The sequence below is a fragment of the Streptococcus sp. 2022WUSS135 genome (genome assembly GCF_044427045.1).
Classification (GTDB): domain Bacteria; phylum Bacillota; class Bacilli; order Lactobacillales; family Streptococcaceae; genus Streptococcus; species Streptococcus hashimotonensis.
Genome location: NZ_JAOTGL010000001.1, coordinates 69,983 through 91,672 on the forward strand (window position 1 = coordinate 69,983; position 21,690 = coordinate 91,672).

General features: G+C 41.2%; 27 protein-coding genes and 1 other annotated feature. Of the genes, 4 read left to right on the top strand and 23 right to left on the bottom strand.

The features are described 5' to 3' along the window. Nucleotides 1–2: 2 nt before the first annotated feature. The 23 genes from ODU45_RS00345 to ODU45_RS00455 form a co-directional block, all read right to left on the bottom strand. Nucleotides 3–269, bottom strand: a complete 267-nt coding sequence (locus tag ODU45_RS00345; RefSeq protein WP_044670408.1) for a type II toxin-antitoxin system RelE/ParE family toxin — start codon at nucleotides 267–269, stop codon at nucleotides 3–5. Then, nucleotides 259–498 carry a type II toxin-antitoxin system RelB family antitoxin gene (relB, locus tag ODU45_RS00350; RefSeq protein ID WP_015646833.1) on the bottom strand — a complete coding sequence of 80 codons (240 nt, stop codon included), beginning with the start codon at nucleotides 496–498 and terminating at the stop codon, nucleotides 259–261. The genes ODU45_RS00345 and relB (ODU45_RS00350) overlap by 11 nt, the downstream gene beginning before the upstream one ends. A 90-nt stretch (nucleotides 499–588) precedes the next feature. Next, on the bottom strand, nucleotides 589–2,559 hold the full coding sequence (locus ODU45_RS00355; RefSeq protein WP_398580526.1) for an ABC transporter permease: 1,971 nt from the start codon (nucleotides 2,557–2,559) through the stop codon (nucleotides 589–591). Beyond that, complete coding sequence (locus ODU45_RS00360; protein WP_024407069.1) at nucleotides 2,560–3,312, bottom strand: ABC transporter ATP-binding protein; 753 nt, start codon at nucleotides 3,310–3,312, stop codon at nucleotides 2,560–2,562. Nucleotides 3,313–3,320: 8 nt separating this feature from the next. Next, nucleotides 3,321–3,710, bottom strand: coding sequence for a NisI/SpaI family lantibiotic immunity lipoprotein (locus ODU45_RS00365; protein WP_398580527.1), 390 nt, complete (start codon nucleotides 3,708–3,710; stop codon nucleotides 3,321–3,323). A gap of 12 nt (nucleotides 3,711–3,722) precedes the next feature. Beyond that, the gene (locus tag ODU45_RS00370) at nucleotides 3,723–3,863 is read right to left on the bottom strand and encodes a hypothetical protein (RefSeq protein WP_398580528.1); all 141 of its coding nucleotides are present in this window, start codon (nucleotides 3,861–3,863) and stop codon (nucleotides 3,723–3,725) included. 98 nt (nucleotides 3,864–3,961) lie between these two features. Next, nucleotides 3,962–4,699, bottom strand: coding sequence for a TraX family protein (locus tag ODU45_RS00375; protein WP_238138936.1), 738 nt, complete (start codon nucleotides 4,697–4,699; stop codon nucleotides 3,962–3,964). 9 nt (nucleotides 4,700–4,708) lie between these two features. Beyond that, nucleotides 4,709–4,846 (bottom strand): hypothetical protein, encoded by a 138-nt coding sequence (locus ODU45_RS00380; protein ID WP_398580529.1) that lies wholly within the window; start codon nucleotides 4,844–4,846, stop codon nucleotides 4,709–4,711. A 137-nt stretch (nucleotides 4,847–4,983) separates the two neighbouring features. After that, nucleotides 4,984–6,150, bottom strand: coding sequence for an acetyl-CoA carboxylase biotin carboxylase subunit family protein (locus ODU45_RS00385; RefSeq protein ID WP_398580530.1), 1,167 nt, complete (start codon nucleotides 6,148–6,150; stop codon nucleotides 4,984–4,986). A gap of 17 nt (nucleotides 6,151–6,167) precedes the next feature. Further along, nucleotides 6,168–6,914 carry an esterase family protein gene (locus ODU45_RS00390; RefSeq protein ID WP_398580531.1) on the bottom strand — a complete coding sequence of 249 codons (747 nt, stop codon included), beginning with the start codon at nucleotides 6,912–6,914 and terminating at the stop codon, nucleotides 6,168–6,170. 30 nt (nucleotides 6,915–6,944) lie between these two features. Continuing rightward, the gene (locus ODU45_RS00395) at nucleotides 6,945–7,772 is read right to left on the bottom strand and encodes an alpha/beta hydrolase (protein ID WP_398580532.1); all 828 of its coding nucleotides are present in this window, start codon (nucleotides 7,770–7,772) and stop codon (nucleotides 6,945–6,947) included. 71 nt (nucleotides 7,773–7,843) lie between these two features. Next, nucleotides 7,844–8,890: a DNA glycosylase AlkZ-like family protein gene (locus ODU45_RS00400; protein ID WP_398580533.1), complete on the bottom strand. Its 1,047-nt coding sequence runs from the start codon at nucleotides 8,888–8,890 to the stop codon at nucleotides 7,844–7,846. Nucleotides 8,891–8,963: 73 nt separating this feature from the next. Next, a complete protein-coding gene (locus tag ODU45_RS00405; RefSeq protein WP_024392155.1) occupies nucleotides 8,964–9,242 on the bottom strand; it encodes a type II toxin-antitoxin system RelE/ParE family toxin in 279 nt (92 codons plus the stop codon). Continuing rightward, nucleotides 9,235–9,468: a type II toxin-antitoxin system RelB family antitoxin gene (gene relB / locus ODU45_RS00410; protein ID WP_398580534.1), complete on the bottom strand. Its 234-nt coding sequence runs from the start codon at nucleotides 9,466–9,468 to the stop codon at nucleotides 9,235–9,237. Before relB (ODU45_RS00410) ends, ODU45_RS00405 begins: the two co-directional genes overlap by 8 nt. Nucleotides 9,469–9,564: 96 nt before the next feature. Next, nucleotides 9,565–10,401, bottom strand: a complete 837-nt coding sequence (locus ODU45_RS00415; RefSeq protein ID WP_398580535.1) for a GyrI-like domain-containing protein — start codon at nucleotides 10,399–10,401, stop codon at nucleotides 9,565–9,567. A 76-nt stretch (nucleotides 10,402–10,477) separates the two neighbouring features. Then, nucleotides 10,478–11,812 (bottom strand): methylenetetrahydrofolate--tRNA-(uracil(54)-C(5))-methyltransferase (FADH(2)-oxidizing) TrmFO, encoded by a 1,335-nt coding sequence (gene trmFO / locus ODU45_RS00420; protein ID WP_398580536.1) that lies wholly within the window; start codon nucleotides 11,810–11,812, stop codon nucleotides 10,478–10,480. Nucleotides 11,813–12,007: 195 nt separating this feature from the next. Then, entirely contained in the window at nucleotides 12,008–12,757 is a 750-nt protein-coding gene (locus tag ODU45_RS00425; RefSeq protein WP_398580537.1) for an HAD family hydrolase, read from the bottom strand. 124 nt (nucleotides 12,758–12,881) lie between these two features. Beyond that, entirely contained in the window at nucleotides 12,882–13,247 is a 366-nt protein-coding gene (rplL, locus tag ODU45_RS00430) for a 50S ribosomal protein L7/L12 (protein ID WP_002936483.1), read from the bottom strand. 65 nt (nucleotides 13,248–13,312) lie between these two features. Beyond that, entirely contained in the window at nucleotides 13,313–13,807 is a 495-nt protein-coding gene (gene rplJ, locus ODU45_RS00435) for a 50S ribosomal protein L10 (RefSeq protein WP_002936486.1), read from the bottom strand. A 26-nt stretch (nucleotides 13,808–13,833) separates the two neighbouring features. Continuing rightward, nucleotides 13,834–13,968, bottom strand: a sequence feature (ribosomal protein L10 leader region). A 403-nt stretch (nucleotides 13,969–14,371) separates the two neighbouring features. After that, complete coding sequence (gene topA / locus ODU45_RS00440; RefSeq protein ID WP_004195696.1) at nucleotides 14,372–16,465, bottom strand: type I DNA topoisomerase; 2,094 nt, start codon at nucleotides 16,463–16,465, stop codon at nucleotides 14,372–14,374. 92 nt (nucleotides 16,466–16,557) lie between these two features. Then, nucleotides 16,558–17,400: a DNA-processing protein DprA gene (gene dprA, locus ODU45_RS00445; protein ID WP_172030335.1), complete on the bottom strand. Its 843-nt coding sequence runs from the start codon at nucleotides 17,398–17,400 to the stop codon at nucleotides 16,558–16,560. Between the two features lie 60 nt (nucleotides 17,401–17,460). Next, the gene (locus ODU45_RS00450) at nucleotides 17,461–18,018 is read right to left on the bottom strand and encodes a sugar O-acetyltransferase (protein WP_398580538.1); all 558 of its coding nucleotides are present in this window, start codon (nucleotides 18,016–18,018) and stop codon (nucleotides 17,461–17,463) included. A 10-nt stretch (nucleotides 18,019–18,028) separates the two neighbouring features. Then, the gene (locus ODU45_RS00455; protein WP_105139026.1) at nucleotides 18,029–18,289 is read right to left on the bottom strand and encodes a metal-sensitive transcriptional regulator; all 261 of its coding nucleotides are present in this window, start codon (nucleotides 18,287–18,289) and stop codon (nucleotides 18,029–18,031) included. A 108-nt stretch (nucleotides 18,290–18,397) separates the two neighbouring features. Between ODU45_RS00455 and ODU45_RS00460 the strand changes: the two genes are divergently transcribed. From ODU45_RS00460 to ODU45_RS00475, 4 genes are all read left to right on the top strand, one after another. After that, complete coding sequence (locus ODU45_RS00460) at nucleotides 18,398–18,721, top strand: rhodanese-like domain-containing protein (protein ID WP_398580539.1); 324 nt, start codon at nucleotides 18,398–18,400, stop codon at nucleotides 18,719–18,721. Nucleotides 18,722–18,730: 9 nt separating this feature from the next. After that, entirely contained in the window at nucleotides 18,731–20,383 is a 1,653-nt protein-coding gene (locus ODU45_RS00465) for an FAD-dependent oxidoreductase (protein ID WP_398580540.1), read from the top strand. Nucleotides 20,384–20,491: 108 nt separating this feature from the next. Next, nucleotides 20,492–21,043 carry a DUF1836 domain-containing protein gene (locus ODU45_RS00470; RefSeq protein WP_024412533.1) on the top strand — a complete coding sequence of 184 codons (552 nt, stop codon included), beginning with the start codon at nucleotides 20,492–20,494 and terminating at the stop codon, nucleotides 21,041–21,043. Continuing rightward, entirely contained in the window at nucleotides 21,033–21,683 is a 651-nt protein-coding gene (locus tag ODU45_RS00475) for a hemolysin III family protein (RefSeq protein WP_398580541.1), read from the top strand. Before ODU45_RS00470 ends, ODU45_RS00475 begins: the two co-directional genes overlap by 11 nt. Nucleotides 21,684–21,690: the final 7 nt, after the last annotated feature.

Here is a 21,690-nt window from a genome sequence, read left to right on the forward strand (position 1 = left end):
TTTTATTTATATACTTCTTTTCGATGCCCGACTTCAAGGGCAGTTACAATCAATTTATCATCTTCAATACTGACGATCACCCTGTAATTTCCGATACGGTACCGCCATTGGCCAGAACGATTTGCTGTCAAGGCTTTTCCGTATTGTCTGGGGTTGTCGCACCCGTCAATATGCTTGTAAAGATACCGCAAAATCAAACTTGCAGCAGTTTTATCCATCTTTCGAATTTGCTTTTGGGCCTTAGCAGACAAAATAACCTTATAACTCAATGCCCAACTCCTCAGCCATTTGTTCTAGTGTTATCGGCTCAATTCCATTCGCCAAGTCTTCTTGGTATTCTGCCCAGGCTATGTCTGCCACACGCGCATCATACTCGTCTTCAAGGGCTTCAAGGGTTTTAGTCCGAATGAGTTCTGACAAACTCACGCCTTCAAACTTTGCCATAGCCTGCATAAAGAGCTTGTCCTGCTCAGAAACCTTTAAAGTAATAGCTGCCATTTTCTCACCTCTTCTAGTATTCCTTTGGTATTACCATTGTAACACCATTACTTAAAAAAAACAAGAAATCCCGCATAAGCGAGACTTCTTCTACCGTTCAATAATGCGATAATAGGTTCGGCTGGTCCACTTGTAAATGACAAAGTAAATCAGGGCAACTGCAAGCAAAGTAATTCCACTGACCGTATAAATCATTAGTGATGAGGTAACACCAAAACTCAGTAGCATTTGCTTGAGCATGACAAGGGCGATGACAAAGTGTAGGGTCGCCATGACCAAAGGCATAAAGAAGACCGTAAGTGTTTGGGAGTTAATGGTCTTTTTGACCGCTGCTGCACTCATGCCCACTTCTTGTAGAATCTTATAGGATTTCTTGTCCTCATGCCCTTCCGAGTACTGTTTGTAGTAGATAATCAAGGCTGCACCAAGTAGGAAACTAATGCCCAACAAGAAGCCTGTAAAGAGGAAACCGCCTGTAAAGCCCATCTGTAAATTGTTGAAATCTGATTTTTGCATAGCATATCCTAGGAATTCTCCGTTTGCATCGTTGATATTATAAGAGTCCCCAGCTTGCTCACCAATCGAAGCAACCTCTTCATCAGTCAAGTCGGTAAAGACACGGTAGTCCAGACTGACTGTATACCCTTGCGGATTATTGGACTCGTAATACTCACGAACAGCATCCAACACAGTGTCATCACTGACTACCATAACGGCGGCATTTAGCGTATTGTAGTTGTCTGGGAAAATAGCCTGGTCAAGATTGGCTACATTCTCAAAGGTTTGCTCGCCCAAAACAAGCTTCTTAAGCGATGGCTTTTCACTCGGACGCATAAAGACCACTTGATTGGCAACAAGCTCTGGCAGGTCATTCCCCAATTTTCTGAAATCATCTTGAGTAATGAAGTAAGTAAAGGCCATTTTGCTAAAATCTGGATTGGAAATGGTTTCTGGGCTAATGACAATCTCTTCGCCACCATCATAGACTAGACCAGCTTGATAGGTCAGGTAGGAAAGACTGTCATTAGCTTTTTCTGGAAAATGGCTGAGCACCGATTGCTGATAGGCAGCTTCACCTTGACTTCTATCAGAAACTTTATAGGTAATAGATGTTTCCTTGGGATATAGTGCACCTGTCATACTGCTCATACCTGTATAAAGGGAGGTTGTGGTCGCAATGGTCACAAAGGCCATGACCGCAAGTAGCGTAATATTGGCCAAACCCGTTGCGTGCTGCTTCATCCGGAAAATCATCTGCGAAGTCGTAATGAAATGCTCTGGCGTATAGAAATACCGTTTGTTTTTCCGACGAGCCTTCAAATACCAAGTCATAAAACTGATGTAGAACAGATAGGTACCCGCAATGACAAAGAGCACTGCGATGAAGAAACGATAGATGACAACTAACCCTGCTGCTTTCGATGAAAGTGATAGGTAGTATCCAACACCCAGTCCCACTACACCAAGGGCAGCCAGAAGGACATTGCCTTTTGGCTCCTTCTCCCCCTTCTCGCTGGCACGGAACAAAATCAGTGGACTGGTCTTACCAATGGTCCGAATGGCCAGCAATTCCAAGAGAAAGAAGATACCAGCAAAGAGAAAGGCGGTCATGACAAAGGCCAGAGGATCTATTCCAAAATGTAAATCACTATAATGTGTTATATTGACAAAAATCAAGTAGAGAACATTTGCAAACACACCAGCTAAGACAGAACCAAGAACCACAACCAGTAAGAATATCATCATCAATTCTAGGCTGGCTATCAAGGCTACTTTTTTCTTGTTCATCCCTAGCATGTTATAGAGACCAAATTCTCTCGCCCGTTGTTTCATCAGGAAATTAAAACTATAAATCTCCATAATGACCGAGAAAATGGTCAGAACAACAACACCAAGACCGATAGAAATGGCACCAGAGCCCATGGTCTTTATAACTGGACTTAGCATGAGCAAGAACATGGAACAAATCAGAGTAAATAGCACAAGACTGGCTAAAACAAAGGGAGCAAAAACACCCATGGATTTTCGGATATTTTGCCCAGCAAGTTTGAGGTAAAACATCTACTCACCCCCTAAAAGTGCAGACATATTGAGCGAAATTTCCTTGGCAAAGTCTTGATTGCTCTTACCTGCCTTGTACAATTGGTGGAAAATCCGACCATCCTTGATAAAGAGAACCCGTTTGGCATGGCTGGCTGCGTTGGCTGAGTGAGTTACCATGAGAATGGTTTGTCCATCTAGGTTGATGTCTTCAAACAAATTCAGCAAGTCTTCCGAATTGCGGTAATCTAGGGCAGCCGTCGGCTCATCTGCTAGGACAATTTGTGGCTGGGTAATCAAACTACGGGCAATGGCCACGCGCTGCTTTTGTCCACCAGATAGTTCAAAAGGACGTTTTTTCAGCAAATCTTGAATCCGCAGTTTTGGTGCCAAAACTTTCAAACGTTTTTCCATTTCCTCATGGCTGGTACGGGCCAATACCAGAGGTAAAAAGATATTGTCTTGGATGGACAGGGTGTCCAAGAGATTAAAATCTTGGAAGACAAAACCTAGGTTACGCAAACGGAAATCTGCTAGCTTGCTTTCCTTGATTTTAGTAATATCCTGATTGTTTAAGATAACAGAGCCCCTCGTCGGCTTGTCTAGGGTTGCTAGAATGTTGAGCAAAGTCGTCTTACCAGAACCACTTTCACCCATAATGGCAATAAACTCGCCCTCTTCTACCTTAAAATCCACATCTTGCAAGGCACGAGTTTCCTCTTTTGAAAAGCGCGTGCGGTAAACTTTTTCTAAATGATTGATTTCTAATAACATATAAACTCCTAATTGTTTTCTTTGGATAAATCAACTGTATCAAGTAATGCTTGATAGTTGATTCGGTCTGATTCCGCAATATTATCTTCTAAATCCACCTTATAATAACCATCCTGGACACCGATGGCCCCTTCCTTGCCAGTAGTTATAAAGAGATTATTCAAGGACACTGTTTTTTTCACTAACCCCTCTTCTTTGACAACAGGCCATTCCATAAACTTAACTTCTGTTCCTCGAATACTATCTTTGGCAACTTCCTGTTTGCTAACGGCATAGTCTTTTCCCTTGTAATGGAAAGTTTGATAGCCCTCATCAAAGCTAAGGCCTGCTGAAGAAGAAGAACAAGCGGTTAGCATTATACTGCCCAAAGCCAGCATGCCAAATACTTTCTTTTTCATAGTTTCCTCCCTCTAGTATGCCATAAATCGCATCGTTTGCAAATCATGGGCGAGCTCTTCTAAGAATAAGGTTTGTTCCATGAGTTCAGCTTTCTCTTTTTCTGAGAATGCCTTTTCTTCCATTCTCTTTGCTTGTAAAAATTTGAATGACATGAGATTTCCTTCTTTCTGTTTCTTATGAGTCTATTTTAGAAAATATTCTAATTACCTTCTCTTACAATTCTGACCTGAAAACTTACAGCTTTGTAAGGTTAGATAAAATAGGCAATGGTTGCCAGTAGCCACAAGTGTAGCGGATAGAAAATGTAAAAGAAATAGCGTGAAAATGCTGTCCGGGGCCCTGCTTGTCCATTATAATGACTTAGAATTGGCAAGACCAAGATAAATAACCAGTCAGCATTGTAGAGCATCATCTGGACAGTCATTTCAATACTTTCATAAGGCTGATAGGACAAAAATAGCAAGAATAGGGCAAATAACCCGTAGAACAAGTTGCGTTTGAATAGTGACTTACGACCTAAATAGGTGATGAGGATGAAGGGCAAGACCACATAGCCACCTTCTGTTAAAAAGGCACCTAAGATGGTCAACAGTCCAACCGATAGGACTTGAAGGATTTGTTGCTTTCTAGTGTGTTCAGCAAAATTTCTAAGACAAACCAACATGGTTAGACCAACAGCTAATGTCAAAAAGATATTGTTACCGATGTAAATATCTTTTGATTGGTAAAGACTGTTTATCAAAACATTTCCAGTGGCCATCAGCCCTGCTGCACCATATAGTCGCAAAAGATAGTTTTTGACATTTCTCGTATGAAGATAGCCTTCAACCAACATGTAGGCAAAGAAGACTGCGACGCATCGAGTGACCATGTGAAAGACCATACTAAGTTGGTCTGGGATAAAATCTGGTATGATTTTCAGATGATCCAAAACCATTATGCCAGCCATAGCGAGTTTCAGTTGATATGCATTGTACGATTTCACCACTTAAACCTCCTAGTACATCCAGTTACGTTGAAAGAGTTCGTGTTCTAATTCGAATAGTAATTCAGCTTGTTTTTCCTGTTTTTCTTGTCGTTTACTTTCTTGTGTTTTACCAAAAATGTATTTTGCTTGTAAAAATTTGAATGACATAAAATTTCCTTCTTTCGTTTACTTATGAGTTTATTATAGAAAATATTACTACCTCGCTCCCTTACAGTTATGATATTAAAACTTACAGGTTTGTAAGAAAATGAAAAGACACCATTTCTGGCGTCTTACAGTTAGTTTTATTTTGTTAGACCAATGTAGGCAATCATTTCATCCAACTCTTCCTTGCTCTCTGTCACAAGGAGGTAGGCATCATTTCCTTGCAATTCTGCAAAGGCATCTGGCATGCGTTTGACGGTTTTAATCTTACCAGCGAATTTCTGATGAATGTCATCTGCAGAGTGAACATAGTCTGTTGTATCACGACGAGTTGCTACCAAGCAGTATTGTGGTTCAAATCTACGTTCCTCAACTGTACCACCTGTTGCAACATTGGCATAATCACGGAAAAGATCAATGGAATGGGCGTAGTTATAGGCTTCAACTGTGAAACCACCTGCCATACGGTTGTTGTATTCAATGGCGATATAATCGTCACCTTCCTTGAAAAATTCAATATGGAAGAAACGCTCTTTCATACCAAAAGCTTTGATAATGGCACGGCCATATTTTACTAATTGAGGATCCAACTCCTTCTCAATGAAGTAGGCATTGTCTTTTCTAGACAACATCAGTTCCAGCGGAGTGTGAACATAGGTCAAACCTGTTTCGAAAGCAACATTTCCCTTGCTGTCCACCAATCCATCATAGGTTGTAATAATGCTTGAATTGACAAATTTCTCAAAGAAATAAGCTGTTTGACCATCCCAGGCTTCTTTAAAGGTTTCCAAGTCAGCTTTCTTTGTGAGTTTAAAGGTACCTGATGCTCCAACACCATTGTCAGGCTTGGCAATCATTGGGAAGCCAATTGTCTTAACAGCCTTATCAATGTCTTTCTCCGATTTGACGACCATACCTGGCACAACAGGAACACCTGCTTTTGTAAAGTATTTCTTCATTTCAGACTTGAATTTTGTCTTTTTAAGATTGCTTGGCTTAGCTCCAAAAATATTAAATTGTTCACGGAGTGCGGCATCATTTTCCAACCAGTGCTCATTGTGTGATTCCACTCGGTCGATTGGACCATGCTTGTAAATAAGAAAGGCTGCTGCACGCTTGACTTCATCCAAGTTTTCAAGATTCTCAACACGGAAGTATTCTGTTAAGGCATTACGAAGTTCTTCAGGCAATTGATCGTACGGTTCTTGCCCGATACCTAGAACCGTAACGCCTTCTTTTTTAGCCAATTCAATGGTGAATGGTTGAAAATTTTCTGGATAAAAAGGTGAAATAACGAGATAATTCATAGGTAGTCCTTTCTAGTTTATAGTCCGATAGAATGAAGGAAGAATGGCATTTGCTTTCTCCACCACACCCAGTCGTGGGCTACATCTGTACCCCATGTATCAAACCAAGCTGGGATATTTTTCTCTTCAAAGGCACGTTTTAGGTTGTAGAATGAGTCCAGACCGTCTTGTTCCCAATCGCCCAAACCGGTACAAACGATAATATCTGCTTGACGGTATTTATCAATAAACCAGCCGTCGTTTTGGTTCCAGATATAGTCAGATGGTGAGTTCTGATAAACAACATCGTCATTGCCATAATCTTGATTGTTGTTGAAGAAACGAGCATCATAGACGCCTGAAAGGGCGATGACTTTTGTGAAAACATCCGGATGTTGCAGGAAGAAGTTTAAGGCATGGTAGGCTCCCATAGAGCAACCAGTCGTCATCATCCCATCGAACCAGCCTGTTTTATGTTTGATAAATGGAATCGCTTCTTCAATCACATAGCGTTCGTAGGCGCGGTGAGCTTCTGCTTTGTCATGAATAGACTTCCAGTCCGCCAACCAGCTTTCACTACCGTAGCTGGTTAGAGTAAAAAATTGGACCTGACCAGCTTCAATAGACCCGCGACAAGCTTCAATCATCCCAAAATCAGCATATTCATTATAAGAACCGCCAGATGAGGCAAAGACAACAACAGGAATCCCTGCGTGACCATAACGATTTAGATTCATTTCTCGGCCAAGATTTCCAGACCAATGACTTAAAAATTCAACGTGCATAGTAAAGCCTCCTATTTAAATATTTTTGTTTTATGACCAATGTTCGCTTAGGAATCGTAGGCAAGCTGGCAAATAGAGCGCCCAAGCCTCCTCATTGTGAACAGCTCCCGAAACAACTTCTAAGGTTATATTGTCCAATTCAACACCGCCAGCAATCAACTGACGATAATAGCTTAAAGACGAATTAATATAGGCTTGTTTGATATTGCCAGCCATGAGCGTTTTATCTGTATCATCTGCTTCTTCTGTCCCAACATAGATGTAGACACGTTGATCTGAATCTAATTGTTGACGTTCAATATAACGGTCGAAAGCATCTTGATGAAGCCAGTTGGCAGATGAAAAGACACCCAGACAGCCAATCTGGTTCTGATAAGCCAATCCCATAAACTGGGTGATATTGCCTCCCAAGGATGAGCCAATCATTGCAGTGTGAACTTTATCAGATTTTGTCCGGTATTCTTGATCAATAAATGGTTTGACGACATCCATCACAAATTCAGCATACAAGGTTCCCTTACCACCGAACTGCACCCCAGGAATCCCCATCTCACTAAACTTCCAAGCAGCGTATTCATGCATGCGATCAGCACCATCATTATCAATAGCCACTACGATCATTTTTGCAATGTCTGGATTACGCTTAATAGTTGGGATGACTTTCCATGAATGACCTGAAAAAGCTTCCTTACTGTAGAGTACATTTTGCCCATCGTGGAAATAAACAACGGGATAGGTCTCTTCTGTATTTTCAACATATCCTTTCGGCAATAAAACACGGACTCGACGTTTTCTTCCTGTAAATGGTACATCTAATTCATGAGTTCTCATGTCCAAATAAAAGTAAGACTTATTCATATCTATCTCTTCCTTACGTATTTTAAGTATTATATCATAGTTTTTCTGGAATATTCAGAAAATTTAGTTATTTATTTGCAATTTTCGGATTTTCCGAACAATTTATGCTCCGTTTTTAAGCGTTCCTCGTAGACTTGACGGTAACATTCCAGTTCTTTCTGTTCACGACTGGTCAGATTTTCAAAGATTGCCAGTTCAATCCTGTCCTTATCTCGTCGCCAGGTCGCAACCAAGCGTCCCTTGTAGAAAACAACAGGTTTGACAATACCCGTCAAAGTATAGATATTACGGATGTATTTAGGATTAAAAAAGGGATTAGCTTTCTTTTCATAACCTAGCAAAAGTTGGTCAAATCCTGCAACGAAGAGGCAGTCAGGCAGTTGAGCTTCTTTCAACTCTCCCAGATAAAAACGTTCTTCCCCTGCTACGTCAAGAGTTTTCAGATCTAATTGCTTCATCCATTTTAGGACCGTAGATTTATTTTCTTTGAAATAGTAACGGGCATCAGCTAGGCTGACAGGTCCAAAACCTGCAAAATACCGTCGAGCGATTTCCAGCTCTGCTTTTTCCCGAGAAAGTGGCTGAAAGTCTGTCAGACGATAAAAACGCTTGGCACCGTACTCTTGATAGACTTCCCCACGCTCGACCATGTAGCGAAAGAGGCCGCCCCAGGCGTTGAAGACCAGCTTCTCCTCTTCCTGCGTCATCTTTTCCCCACGGCAAAGGACCTTGAGTTCCTCGCGGGTCATGGGACCTTGTTCAAGGGCTTCTAAAATCAGCTGGTGATATTTCTGCTTGGTCTGAGGACTAAAACCGTCCCGTCCTTCTATCTTTAAGTATTCGGTGCTGACCAGCCGCCCCTCGTGGATATAGAGGGGAATTTCCGACTTGAGATAGGCATGGACCGTTCGCCGAATGGACCACTGGCGTGTCAACTCCTCCTGCCAGCTACCCTCATGAAAATCCTCTGCTGTCATACGGTTACGAAATCCGACATGAACATAGGGCTGAAACTGAGCCTGCAAACCATTGAGATTTTGGCAGATTTGCTGAACAGAGTGGGGTTTCAACAGACCTTGTTTCTGTAGAATAATTCCCTTCCAAGTATCGTGGTGCATCGTATTTCTCCTCCGCTTTTCTAATCCCAGTATAACACAAAAGACACCCGAAGGTGTCTGGCATGAATTTCTCTCATTTTAACTTCTTATAAATATCGGAGCGATGTCCTACATGGAGATTGAGCAAAACCAGTTCTCCTTCGTCAACGACAGCAATGATACGATAGTTTCCAACACGAAAGCGGACATAGCCAGCTAAGTTTCCTGTCAAATACTTTCCAGGAGAACGTGGGAAATCCACATCCACCAGATGCTTATCAATCCACCTAGCAATTTGCCGACTGGTTCCCTTATCGAGCTTATCCATATCTTCGAAGAAACTCGGAGCATAGTCCACACGATACTTAGCCATAACGTTTCATCATTTCTTCATGACTATAGGTTTTCTTACCGCTCTCAGACCACTCCTGATAGGTTTTTTCTGCCTTGGCAAGATCGTACATATCTTCTAACTTCTCCAAAACGGCTTCCCGAATGAAGTCTGTCTTGGTCATATGTTGTCCAGAAGAAACTTCTTCAATCAACTGGACCAAGTCTTCATCAAATCGGACAGCAATTGGTTTTGATAAGGTTGGCATTTTTATCACCTCTCCATGTTTACTTTGTAAACAGTATAGCCTGAATTCCCAAAATTGTCAATATTAGCAAAAAGACACCCGAAGGTGTCCTGTACATTATGCTTTCACAATGGGAATCCAGAGTTCCATTTGGTAGTCTGGGGAACTCATCTCTCCTTCAAAATAGTACTCAAAATCTGGTGCACCTGAATGGCGATAGCCGTGTTCAGGAAAAAAAGTTTCTAGCGCATAACGCCATCCTGCATGAATAGATTGAGGAATGGGGCCTGTTAGGGTAAAAATAGCATAGTCAGCTTCGTGAACATCAAGCAGTTCTAAGCCTAACTTAGTCGCTTTTTCCCTATCTGTGACATCATAAGCAGCCATATAATTAATCGTCTCGTCCGCTTGAGCTAATGTACAAACTCCAAAGGACTGCCCACTTCCTAGAGTAGCTAACTCTTCATAAGTATGGTTCTTGAACAAGTCTTCCCATACCTTCGGACACACTTCATTACTGATTGCTGTGCGAAGAAGCCCAGCAACTGTAAAACTAGCCTTCTTTTCAATACGAACATCCATTTCTTTACCTCCTTGGACAGTTAATGATAGTTGCAAGGGTAAGACGACCTTAAAGGGAAAGCCCTTGCGTACTTGACTGGGAGAAATCTGATGAAATTGTTTGAAGGCAAAGGCAAAAGAATCCGAAGATTCATACCCATATTTAAGGGCTATATCTATAATCTTTGCCTGTCCTTCACGAATGTCCATAGCAGCTCGCGTCAACTTTCGTAACCGAACGTATTCTGACAAGGACATATCTGTCAGAATCGAAAAGAGACGACTAAACATGGGAACGGAATATCCTGATATGCGCAAAAATTCCCGTTCATCGATTTCGCTTTCTAAAACGGACTCTAGGTAACGTACGGTTGCATTGAACTCTTTTATCATCAACTTCTCCTTTCCCTATCAGTTTATCATCTAACATCCAAGTTTTCCCGATACTTTCCGTAAGAAAACTATCGGTTTAAACCGCCAAAAACTCTTCCAAGTCCTTGAGGGAACGCTCTGCTATTGCCTCATAACGCTCCTTCTTGTCGCGGATACGCGGTCCGTCCAGCTCCTTGATGATACCAAAGTTGACATTCATAGGCTGGAAGTGCTTGCTTTCGGTGTGGGTGATGTAGAATGGCAGAGCTCCGATGGCTGTTGTTTGCGGGAAGATGACTGGGTCTTCGCCACGGAAGCGGCGAACAGCGTTGATACCAGCCACTAAGCCAGAGGCAGCAGACTCGACATAGCCTTCTACTCCTGTCATTTGACCTGCAAAGAAAAGATTAGGATTTTTCTTGGTCGCAAAGGTCTGTTCCAATAAGTTTGGCGAATCCATGTAGGAATTGCGGTGCATAACGCCGTAGCGGACAAACTCCGCATTTTCAAGTCCTGGAATCATCTGGAAGACCCGCTTCTGCTCCCCCCACTTAAGGTGAGTTTGGAAACCGACAATGTTATAAAGGCCACCTGCTGCGTTATCCTGACGAAGCTGGACAACTGCGTAAGGTGTCTTGTATTCGCCATCACGTGGGCCCTTGTAGTCTTCTGGGTATTCCAGACCAACTGGCTTCATTGGGCCATAGAGCATGGTTTTGATGCCACGTTTGGCCATGACCTCAATAGGCATACAGCCTTCAAAGTATTTTTCTTTTTCAAAGGAGTTAAGCGGTGCTTCCTCAGCTGAAATCAAAGCCTCATAGAAAGCGGTGAACTGCTCCTTGTTCATCGGAGCATTGAGATAGGCAGCCTCTCCCTTGTCGTAACGGGACTTAAGATAAACCAAGTCCATGTTAATGGTCGAGCTGTCCACAATCGGCGCTGCCGCATCGTAGAAGTAAAAACCGTCGCCACCGTTGAGGGCGTGAATCTTCTCCGCCAAGGCGTCAGACGTCAAAGGCCCCGTCGCGATAACTGTAATCGCATCTTCAGGAATCTCTGTAATCTCGCCACGAATGACCTCAATCAGCGGGTGGTTGTGAATCTCATCTGTGACTGCTTGAGAGAAATTTTCACGGTCCATAGCCATAGCCCCGCCAGCAGGCACACGGTGGGCCTCGCCAGCTCGCATGATAATGGAATCCAAACGACGCATTTCTTCCTTGAGAAGGCCGACAGCGTTGGTCAAACTATCGCCGCGGAATGAATTGGAACAAACCAACTCGGCAAACTTGTCTGTCTTGTGCTGAGGGGTCGGTTTGACACCTCGCATCTCGTAAAGTTTGACAGGAATGCCGCGTTTGGCAATCTGATAAGCAGCTTCTGAGCCAGCCAAGCCAGCTCCGATAACATTAATGTGGGTTTGAGACATGAAACTAATACCTCTAGCCAGAAGATCTGACTACTGTTTGGGAATACCCCAAAACAGAACCTTTCTAAATTTTATACCTATCTAGTATACCAGAAAATGGCTAGAAAAGACAAAACTACCTTCATTGAAATAAAAGTAGCTCCGATTTTTTACATAATATATTTTATGTATATCATTTGTTATTCTATAGCTTATTTACAATAGCTCCGCTATATCTCCAACAACCTCAAAGTTCCAACCAAGTCTCCTATAAGAGTCGATTTCTTCCTGACTATACGGGAAAGTATTCAGCAAAATGGAATCCATTCCCAATTCATGAGCAATAGCTATATCGGATGTCAAATCATTACCAATCATAACCGTTTCCTCAACATCAAGATTATTTTCCTCTAAAACCAGTTGAAGAAATGCTGGTTCAGGCTTCTTCATCTTAAAGTCGGAAGAGATATAAATTTTTTCCATCAACTCAACACAACCTGTCTGTTCAATTTCTACCTGAGTAAAAATTCGTTGAGCATTGGAGAGAATAAATAATCGCGCTTCTCTATCCTTTAATGTCTGTAGACTAGTTAGGGTATTTTCATAAGCTTCTAACTTTTCACGTGAAAGTACGCGGAAAATCGCGGCTACTACTTGTCCAAAAGTCTCTAAATCAGTCGGTTTATTGGTACTTTGGTTTTCATTTGGTACATCCGTTAATAGACGAATGAAGATTGTTTCTAAATCAATTTCGACATACTGATAACTCACTGTTTCCGCGAGAGATCTCTCCGCCTCTTCTACAAAACGATGATAGGCATTTTTCAACTGGCGCGGCCGATAGGAACAACCAAAAGCATTGTAAATCTGTGTTAGCTGATTCCAGACCTCTAGTTTATTTTCATCTGTACGAATATCAACCAATGTACCATAAAAATCGAAGATATAGTTTTTGTAACTTTTCATGTCTTTCTCCTAATCTTTAGACAGCATTTTTTATATTATACCCCACAACGAAAACGTTTGCAACAATAGAACGAAAAAACCTATCACATTAAGTGATAGGTTTTTATTTTGATTGGAAACTCTATTATTTAAGAGTAACTGAAGCGCCTGCTTCTTCCAATTTAGCTTTGATTTCTTCAGCTTCTGCAGTTGCAACGCCTTCTTTAACCATAGCTGGTGCACCGTCAACAAGCTCTTTAGCTTCTTTAAGACCAAGACCAGTGATTTCACGTACAACTTTGATAACGCCAACTTTTTTGTCGCCAGCAGATGTCAATTCAACGTCGAATGAATCTTTAGCTTCTTCAGCAGCACCACCAGCTGCAGCAACAGCTACAGGAGCAGCTGCAGTTACACCAAATTCTTCTTCGATAGCTTTAACAAGGTCGTTAAGCTCAAGGATAGTAGCTTCTTTAATTTCAGCAATAATGTTTTCAATGTTCAATGCCATTGTGATTTTCCTCCAATTTAGGTTTTTAAATAGTTTGTAGCACTAAGCAGCTACGCTCTGACGCATTAAGCTGCGTCTTCTTTTTCTGCAACAGCTTTAACAGCGTATGCAACGTTGCGAACTGGCGCTTGAAGTACAGAAAGCAACATAGAAAGCATGCCTTCGCGGTTTGGCAATGTAGCAAGTGCTTCGATTTCTTCTTTAGAAGAAACTTTACCTTCTACAGCTCCACCTTTGATTTCAAGAGCATCAGCAGTTTTCGCGAAATCGTAAATTGTTTTAGCTGGAGCAACTGCATCGTTTGAGAATGCAACTGCAGATGGACCTACAAACAATTCTGCAAGACCTTCAAGACCAGCTTGCTCAGCAGCACGACGCAAGATTGAGTTTTTGATAACTTTGTACTCAACTTCTGCACCACGCAAGTTACGACGAAGAACTGTATCTTGTTCTACTGTCAAACCACGAGCGTCTACAACAACGATAGATGTTGCAGCTTTCATTTGCTCAGCAACGGCATTTACTAATTCCGCTTTTTTAGCGATAATAGCTTCACTCATTTTTTTACCTCCGTTTTTATTTTGGGCTAGGCACAAAAAAATCGCACCTAAACCTAGACACGAAAGTACAAATACGTTTATCTCAATAATCGTTTTGTGCCTCGGTAGGATGTTTATGAGTCCAGCTCCCCTACTGTCTTAGGTCAGTTTTTTCAAACCTCAATTATCATAACACAGTATTTTCAATAATGCAAGACTTTTCTCCTATTTTTTAACATTTTTTAAACATTTTTTCAAACTGGTATTGCCGTTTAGTTCGCTTCAGTTGTAGAGGTCAGACTTGGAATGTGAAACACGAACTTCTGCGATTTGCTTCGCAAATCCTATCTCCAACCTTTTTAGCTCGATTTTTTCATTTCTAAGCTCAGGCTGACACAGTTCACTGAACAGTTTTACTCCACTGGCCTGTTAAACCCAATCAACCACTGCGCTGAGATATTGACACTAACTTTGAGAAGCGGTGCTGGGCTTTTTGCCCAGCCTCTCGCTCGTCGAAGTTAGCTAAGATAAACTAACATGACTATAAAAAACAACTGCCATTCCCTTGAGAATAGCAGTTTAATCTTATTTAATCTTGTCTTCTTCGTAGTCACCATTTGGACAGACAACTTGTTTACCACCACCACGAACTTTTTTCTCAACGAGATAGTGGTCGCATTTCGGACAAGAACGCCCGACTGGCTTGTCCCAAGAAGTAAATTCACACTCTGGGTAGCGATCGCAACCATAGAAAAGACGATTGCGTTTACTCTTGCGTTCAATCACTTGCCCTTTTTGGCAAACCGGACAAGTCACACCGATTTCTTTAGTGATTTGCTTGGTATTGCGACAGTCTGGGAAATTGCTACATGCATAGAATTTTCCAAAGCGACCTAATTTAATAACCATTTCATGTCCACAAACATCACAGTCAAAGCCAGCTGGTTCATCCTTAATTTGGATTTTTTCCATCTGTTCTTCTGCCTTAGATAATTCTACCTTGAATGGCTGATAGAAACCGTCAATGACCTTCTGCCACTGCTCTTTCCCGATTTCTACATCATCCAATTTTTGTTCCATATCGGCTGTAAATTTGACATTGACAATATCTGGGAAGAACTCAACAATCAGCTTATTAACGATTTCTCCGAGTTCAGTCGGTTCAAATCGCTTAGCCGCAAGCTTAACATAGTAACGTTTTTGAATGGTTTCAATTGTTGGTGCATAGGTTGACGGGCGACCTACACCATTCTCTTCTAATGTTTTAATTAAGGTTGCTTCAGAGTAGCGAGCTGGCGGCTGAGTAAAGTGTTGTTCTGGATTTGTTGACGCGCGTACCACCGTGTCACCTTGTTCCATATCTGGCAACATCTTATTTTTATCAGCGTCGTTATAGACAGCCATATAACCATCGAATTTTACTTGGCTACCATTAGCAGCAAAGACAATACCATTTTGACCCAAACGAACACTCATGGTATCAAAAACTGCTGCGGCCATCTGACTTGCGACAAAACGATTCCAAATCAGTGTATATAGTCGCAATTGGTCCTTGTCCAGATATTTCGCAATTGATTCAGGTGTTAAGTTAACATTTGATGGACGAATGGCTTCGTGGGCATCTTGTGCACCACTGGCATTTTTTACTTTGTTACCATGCTTTGAATAGGTAGCACCAAAACGCTCCGTGATAAAGTCAGCAGCTTGTGCTTGTGCAACAGGGCTAATACGTGTTGAATCCGTACGCATATAGGTAATCAAACCTTGGGTACCACCTGTGCCAAGACTGACACCCTCATAAAGTTGTTGGGCAACCATCATGGTTTTACGAGTACGGAAATTGATTTTATTAGCCGCATCCATCTGCATAGTAGAAGTTGTGTAAGGCAGAGGTGCATTTCGTTTGCGTTCCTTACGCTCAACCTGTTCTACTAAGAAATCATCTCCATCAAGTCGGGCAAGAATTTCTTTAACCTGCTCATTGTTTTCAATTTTAGTTTTCTTTCCATCTATACCGTAGAATGAAGCCTGGAATTTCTTGCTCCCCTTTTTGAAGGTTGCATCAATTGTCCAATATTCTTCTGGTTTGAAATTGCTGATTTCATTTTCACGGTCGATTATTAATTTGAGAGCAACCGATTGAACACGTCCTGCTGACAGACCTTTTTTGACTTTCTTCCATAAAATAGGTGATATGGAGTACCCTACAATACGGTCTAAGACGCGACGAGCTTGCTGGGCATCTACCAAGTCTAGGTTAATAGCACGTGGCTCCTGAAAAGCATTTTTTACTGCATCTTTTGTAATTTCATTAAAGACAACACGGTTTTTATCGTTTGCGTCCAATCCCAAAATGTGAGCCAAATGCCAAGAAATTGCTTCTCCTTCGCGGTCCGGGTCACTCGCAAGAAAGACTTGCTTAGCATTTTTTGCTTCTTTTTTCAAAGAATTGATGAGTGGTCCTTTTCCACGGATGTTGATGTACTCAGGTGCATAGTTGTTATCAAAGTCAATAGACATACTAGATTTCTTCAAATCTCGAATATGCCCGACTGAAGCAACGACCTTATAATTTTTACCAAGATATTTTTCGATTGTTTTTGCCTTAGCAGGTGACTCTACAATAACGAGATTTTTCTTGGTTGTTGTTTTTTTCTTACTAACTGTTTTTGTAGCCATTCTTATACCTTACAAATATTTTTAACCTCACAAAGAATATACTATTTTTCAGTCAGTGTCAAGATATTTATTTTCCTATAGGAAGACTTGTTTTAAAATTGATACTCAGAAATGATGTCCAAGCCTGATGTGATGCACTTTGCCCCCTCTTGAATCAGATGATGACAACCATCTGATTTTCCGTCCATAATGGAACCTGGAATAGCATAGACTTCTCTTCCTTCTTCCAAGGCACGTTCGCAGGTAATCAAGCTACCAGACCGCATTTTTGCCTCACAGACCACCAGACCTTCTACCAACCCAGCAATGATCCGATTCCGTTCAGGGAAATGGTATTTGAGTGGCTGAGCACCAGCTTCATACTCTGTCAGCACCAGATGGTGTTTGCCAATATAGGTCTGCAAATCTTTATTTTCTTTTGGATAAATATTATCTAAACCTGTTCCGATTACAGCAATGGTTTGGCCTCCATTTTTCAAACTGGCGATGTGGGCAGCCGTATCAATTCCTCTTGCCAAACCACTAACAATGACAAAGCGATTGCTCAATTCCTTGATAATTTTCTGAACAGATTGGATACCATTTTTACTGGCATTTCGTGTACCAACAACTGCCAGCTTTGATTTTTCTAGCAATTCTAAATCCCCTTGATAAAACAAAAGTACAGGTGGATTGTAAATCTGTTTGAGCGCCAAAGGATAGATATCATCTAAAATTGAAAATGATGGATACTTATTAAATTCCTCGCGACAGGCTTTTGTATCTAGATTCTTATAATTTTCCATAAATAGCACTGGATTTTTACATTCAGACACTACAGCGACATTACGTAAGGTCAATTTTTTACCATGTTTTTCTTGATAGGCCAAAACTTTATTAATATTAAGATTGGTCAAACCAGCTTTTTTCCATTTAAACAATTCAAAATTATTCATTTACTTCACCTCATTCTTATTGTTCGTAATGGAAAGAAAAAATTCTCCCAAATGGGAGAATTATTTTTGAGGTATTTCTTTAATCACACGCGCAGGATTTCCTGCTAAAACGACATTATCACCAAAAGACTTGGTTACAACAGCACCAGCACCAACAACGACATTGTCCCCCAAGGTCACGCCTGGTAAGATTGTCACACCACCACCAGCCCAGAAATTATCACCAATGGTAATAGGTGCGCCATATTCTTTTCCTGAATTTCTTTCATCGGGATCTAAAGGATGTAATGGAGTCAACAATTGCACATTGGGACCAAGCATAGCATTTTTCCCGATTCGTATCGGACAGACATCGAGCATAGTACAGTTGAAATTAGCATAAAAATCCTCTCCGACATGAATGTTACTTCCGTAATCGCAGTAGAAATTTGGCTCCATGTAAATCCGCTCTCCTGTAGCTCCAAACCAGTTTTTCAAGATTTGAGAACGTATAGAGCCATCTAATTCATTATTGAAGTCCCGCATCTTTTGGCGAGCCAGAGTTCTCATTTGTCTAAGTTCTGGATCGGCAGCTATATATAATTGCCCAGCTATCATCTTTTCTTTTTCTGTTAACATAGCCCTACTCCTATTTTTTTATAATCAAATTAATAGCTTCTGCTAGCCGTGCCTCTTGTTCCTCGGGATTATCGGAAGGGTGTTTAATGCAATCTTGAACTTTTTGAGCAATGACCATTCCCATCATACTGTTGATACTGGAACGAACTGCACTCAGCTGCATCACAATATCGATACACTCTTGCTCTTCTTCAATCATGTTTTGAATGCCACGGAGCTGACCTTCTGCACGTTTCAAACGATTTATCATCTTTTTCTTCTCTGTATTCATACCCTATATGGTACTGCTTGTTTCATAAAATGTCAATTCTAAAACTTGACAATCAGCGTTATCATCTGCTATATTTAAAATACCCCTAGGGGTATGAAAGAGGTATTTATGTTGAAACAGATATTATCTACAATTTTAAAGCAAAAAGAAAGTTTATCTTTACAAGATTTGCCAAAAGTATTGGAAGATAAAAACACCAAATTGTTGGACGTCCGTGAAGTTGATGAATTTGCCAGTGGTCACATTCCAGAAGCTATCAACCAGCCATTAAGTCAAATCGACCAATTTAAAGGTGATAAAAACAAATACTATCTGATCATCTGTCAATCAGGTATGCGTAGCCAACGGGCGACAGATTACTTAACATCTCAAGGCTATCAAGCGGTCAATGTTCAAGGCGGTATGAATGCCTGGACTGGAGATATTATTTAGGAGGTTTAAATGAAAATTGTTATTGTCGGTGGGATTGCTGGCGGTATGTCTGCTGCTACTCGTCTGCGTCGTCTCATGGAAGATGCTGAAATCATTGTGTTTGAAAAAGGACCATACGTTTCCTTTGCCAACTGCGGTTTACCTTATCATATTTCTGGGGAAATAGCAGAGCATGATAGCTTATTACTCCAAACGCCAGAAAGTTTGAAAAAACGCTTTAATCTAGATGTCCGCCCTTTCCATGAAGTCATTAGTATCAATGCTGACAAGCAGACTGTTACAGTGAATACTCCAAACGGTGACATCATTGAAAGCTACGACAAACTAATCCTATCACCAGGTGCCAAACCTGTCATCCCAAATTTAAAGGGAATTGAAGAAGCTGAAAATCTCTTCACACTTCGGAACGTACCTGATTTAGACAAGATAATGACCAAGCTAGACCAAATCAAGTCTGGTCACGCAGTTGTTATCGGTGCAGGATTTATCGGTCTAGAAATGACTGAAAATCTTGCCTTAAAAGGCTTAAAAGTCACTCTTGTCGAACAGGCTCCTCATGTATTACCTACTTTTGACTTGGAAATGGCACATTTTGTTGAAGCCGAGCTAACAAGTAAAGGTGTCAAAGTAATCACAGGGCAGTCTGTCACTGCTTTTCGTGAAAAGGGTCAAGTAGTCGAACTTTCTAATGGACAGACCCTATCATCTGATGTAACTATTTTATCAGTTGGTGTTGCTCCCGATAGTCAACTGGCTAAAAATGCTGGAATCAAGCTAGGACTTCGAGGTGGAATACTCGTAGACCAAAACTATCAGACCAATCAAGATAATATCTACGCCGTTGGTGATGCCATTGTAGTTAAACAAGAAATAACAGGACAGGATGCCTTGATTTCATTGGCCTCTCCTGCTAACCGTCAGGGAAGACAGGTAGCTGATGTCATTGCTGGATTGGCTCGCACTAACAGAGGCTCAATCGGTACTGCTATCGTCAAAGTCTTTGATTTAGTGGCAGCATCAACTGGTTTAATCGAACGTACCGTTCAATCACTCGGTTATGAATATGCCGTCGTTCATACAACTGGAAAGGACCATGCTGGTTACTATCCTGGTGCAACTGATATCGTTCTGAAGCTTATTTTCTCACCAACTGACGGAAAAATCTTTGGTGCACAGACAGTCGGTCAAAAAGGTATTGATAAGCGGATTGATGTCCTTGCCACTGCCATCAAGGCTGGACTTACGATTGAAGATTTGCCAGAACTAGAATTGACCTACGCCCCACCATTTGGTTCAGCCAAAGATCCTGTCAATATGATTGGATATGCTGCCATGAACATCGCAGAAGGCATCAGTCAAAATGTCCAATGGCACCAACTAGACGAGGAGCTAGCAAACGGAAAAATCTTGTTAGACGTCCGCAATCCTGGTGAGGTCGCAAATGGGCAATTCAAAGAATTCATCCATATTCCTCTGGACCAACTCCGTGAGCGGCTAGGAGAACTAGACACTTCAAAAGAATACATCGTCAGTTGCCATAGTGGCCTTCGCTCGTACATTGCCGAACGTATCTTAAAAGAAAAGGGCTTTAAGGTTAAAAATCTAGACGGGGCTTACTCCCTTTACAAGATGGCACTACCTGAAAATCTTATCCTTCCATAATAACCAGACCTTCTGTATTTACTTGTTACAGAAGGTTTTTATTTGACATTATATAAACAATATCATACAATCTAGTTGTCAATACTAGATAAAAGAGAGTATACAATCATGAAACAGACCATCCCCTACTGGCATGAATTACCTGATCTAGATTTGTATTTGGACCAAGTTCTGCTGTATGTTAATCAAGTAGTCAACTCTCAGGAAAGCCTTGAACAGAAGAGTTTATACTCAATGAAAATCAACAGTAGCCTAGGAAATGAAGCTGATGATAGGACTGGGGTTCATCAAGGCAAGTTGACAAGGGATAATGTTGATTTTCGAAGGGTATTAACTGCTGCAATGATCAATAATTACGTTAAACACAAACAGATTGAGAAACCTGTTAAGAAAAAATATCAAAAACAGCAAGTTGCCCGCTTGATAGCCTTGACTATCTTAAAAAATGTCTTTTCCATTCAAGAAATCAGTCAGACCTTAAATCTTCTTCTCCACTCGAACAACTCTGAAACCTTATACAATCATTTTGTTGACTGTATGCGAAACGAGGAGAGCGATGAAACGCCTGAAATCATTCGTTATGCCTGCCAGTCTGTTAAACTATATTACAAAACCCGTCAACTCACTATGGAATTAGAAAGGAGTCACCATGAATCCTAGTTTGAAATTAAGTCTGAAATTGTCTTTTGGCGAAGAAATCGCAAATAGTGTCACCCATGCAGTCGGAGCCCTATTTATGTTGGTCTTACTCCCCATTACTGCTATACATTCCTTTCAAGATTATAACGTGACTGCTGTGGTCGGCATGACTATCTTTGTCATCAGCCTATTTCTCATGTTCCTTTCCTCATCCATCTACCACTCCATGCCCTACGCTTCTACTCACAAATACATCCTAAGGATTATCGACCATAGCATGATTTACATCGCTATCGCTGGAAGCTACACACCTGTTGCCCTATCCTTGGTCGGTGGTTGGTTGGGGTATCTAATTGTTGGTTTACAATGGGGATTAACCATTTTTGGCATTCTCTATAAAATTTTCGCCAAAAAAATCAATGAAAAATTCAGCCTTTTTCTCTATCTCTTTATGGGCTGGTTGGTTGTCTTTATCTTGCCAGCCATTCTGCAAAATACTGGACTTGTTTTCGGAATTTTGATGCTGGCTGGTGGTTTATCTTATACTATTGGAGCCCTCTTCTACGCTAAGAAAAAGCCCTATTTCCATATGATTTGGCATCTCTTTATCCTACTGGCTTCAGCACTGCAATATATCGCCATTGTCTACTTTATGCTATAAGAAAACA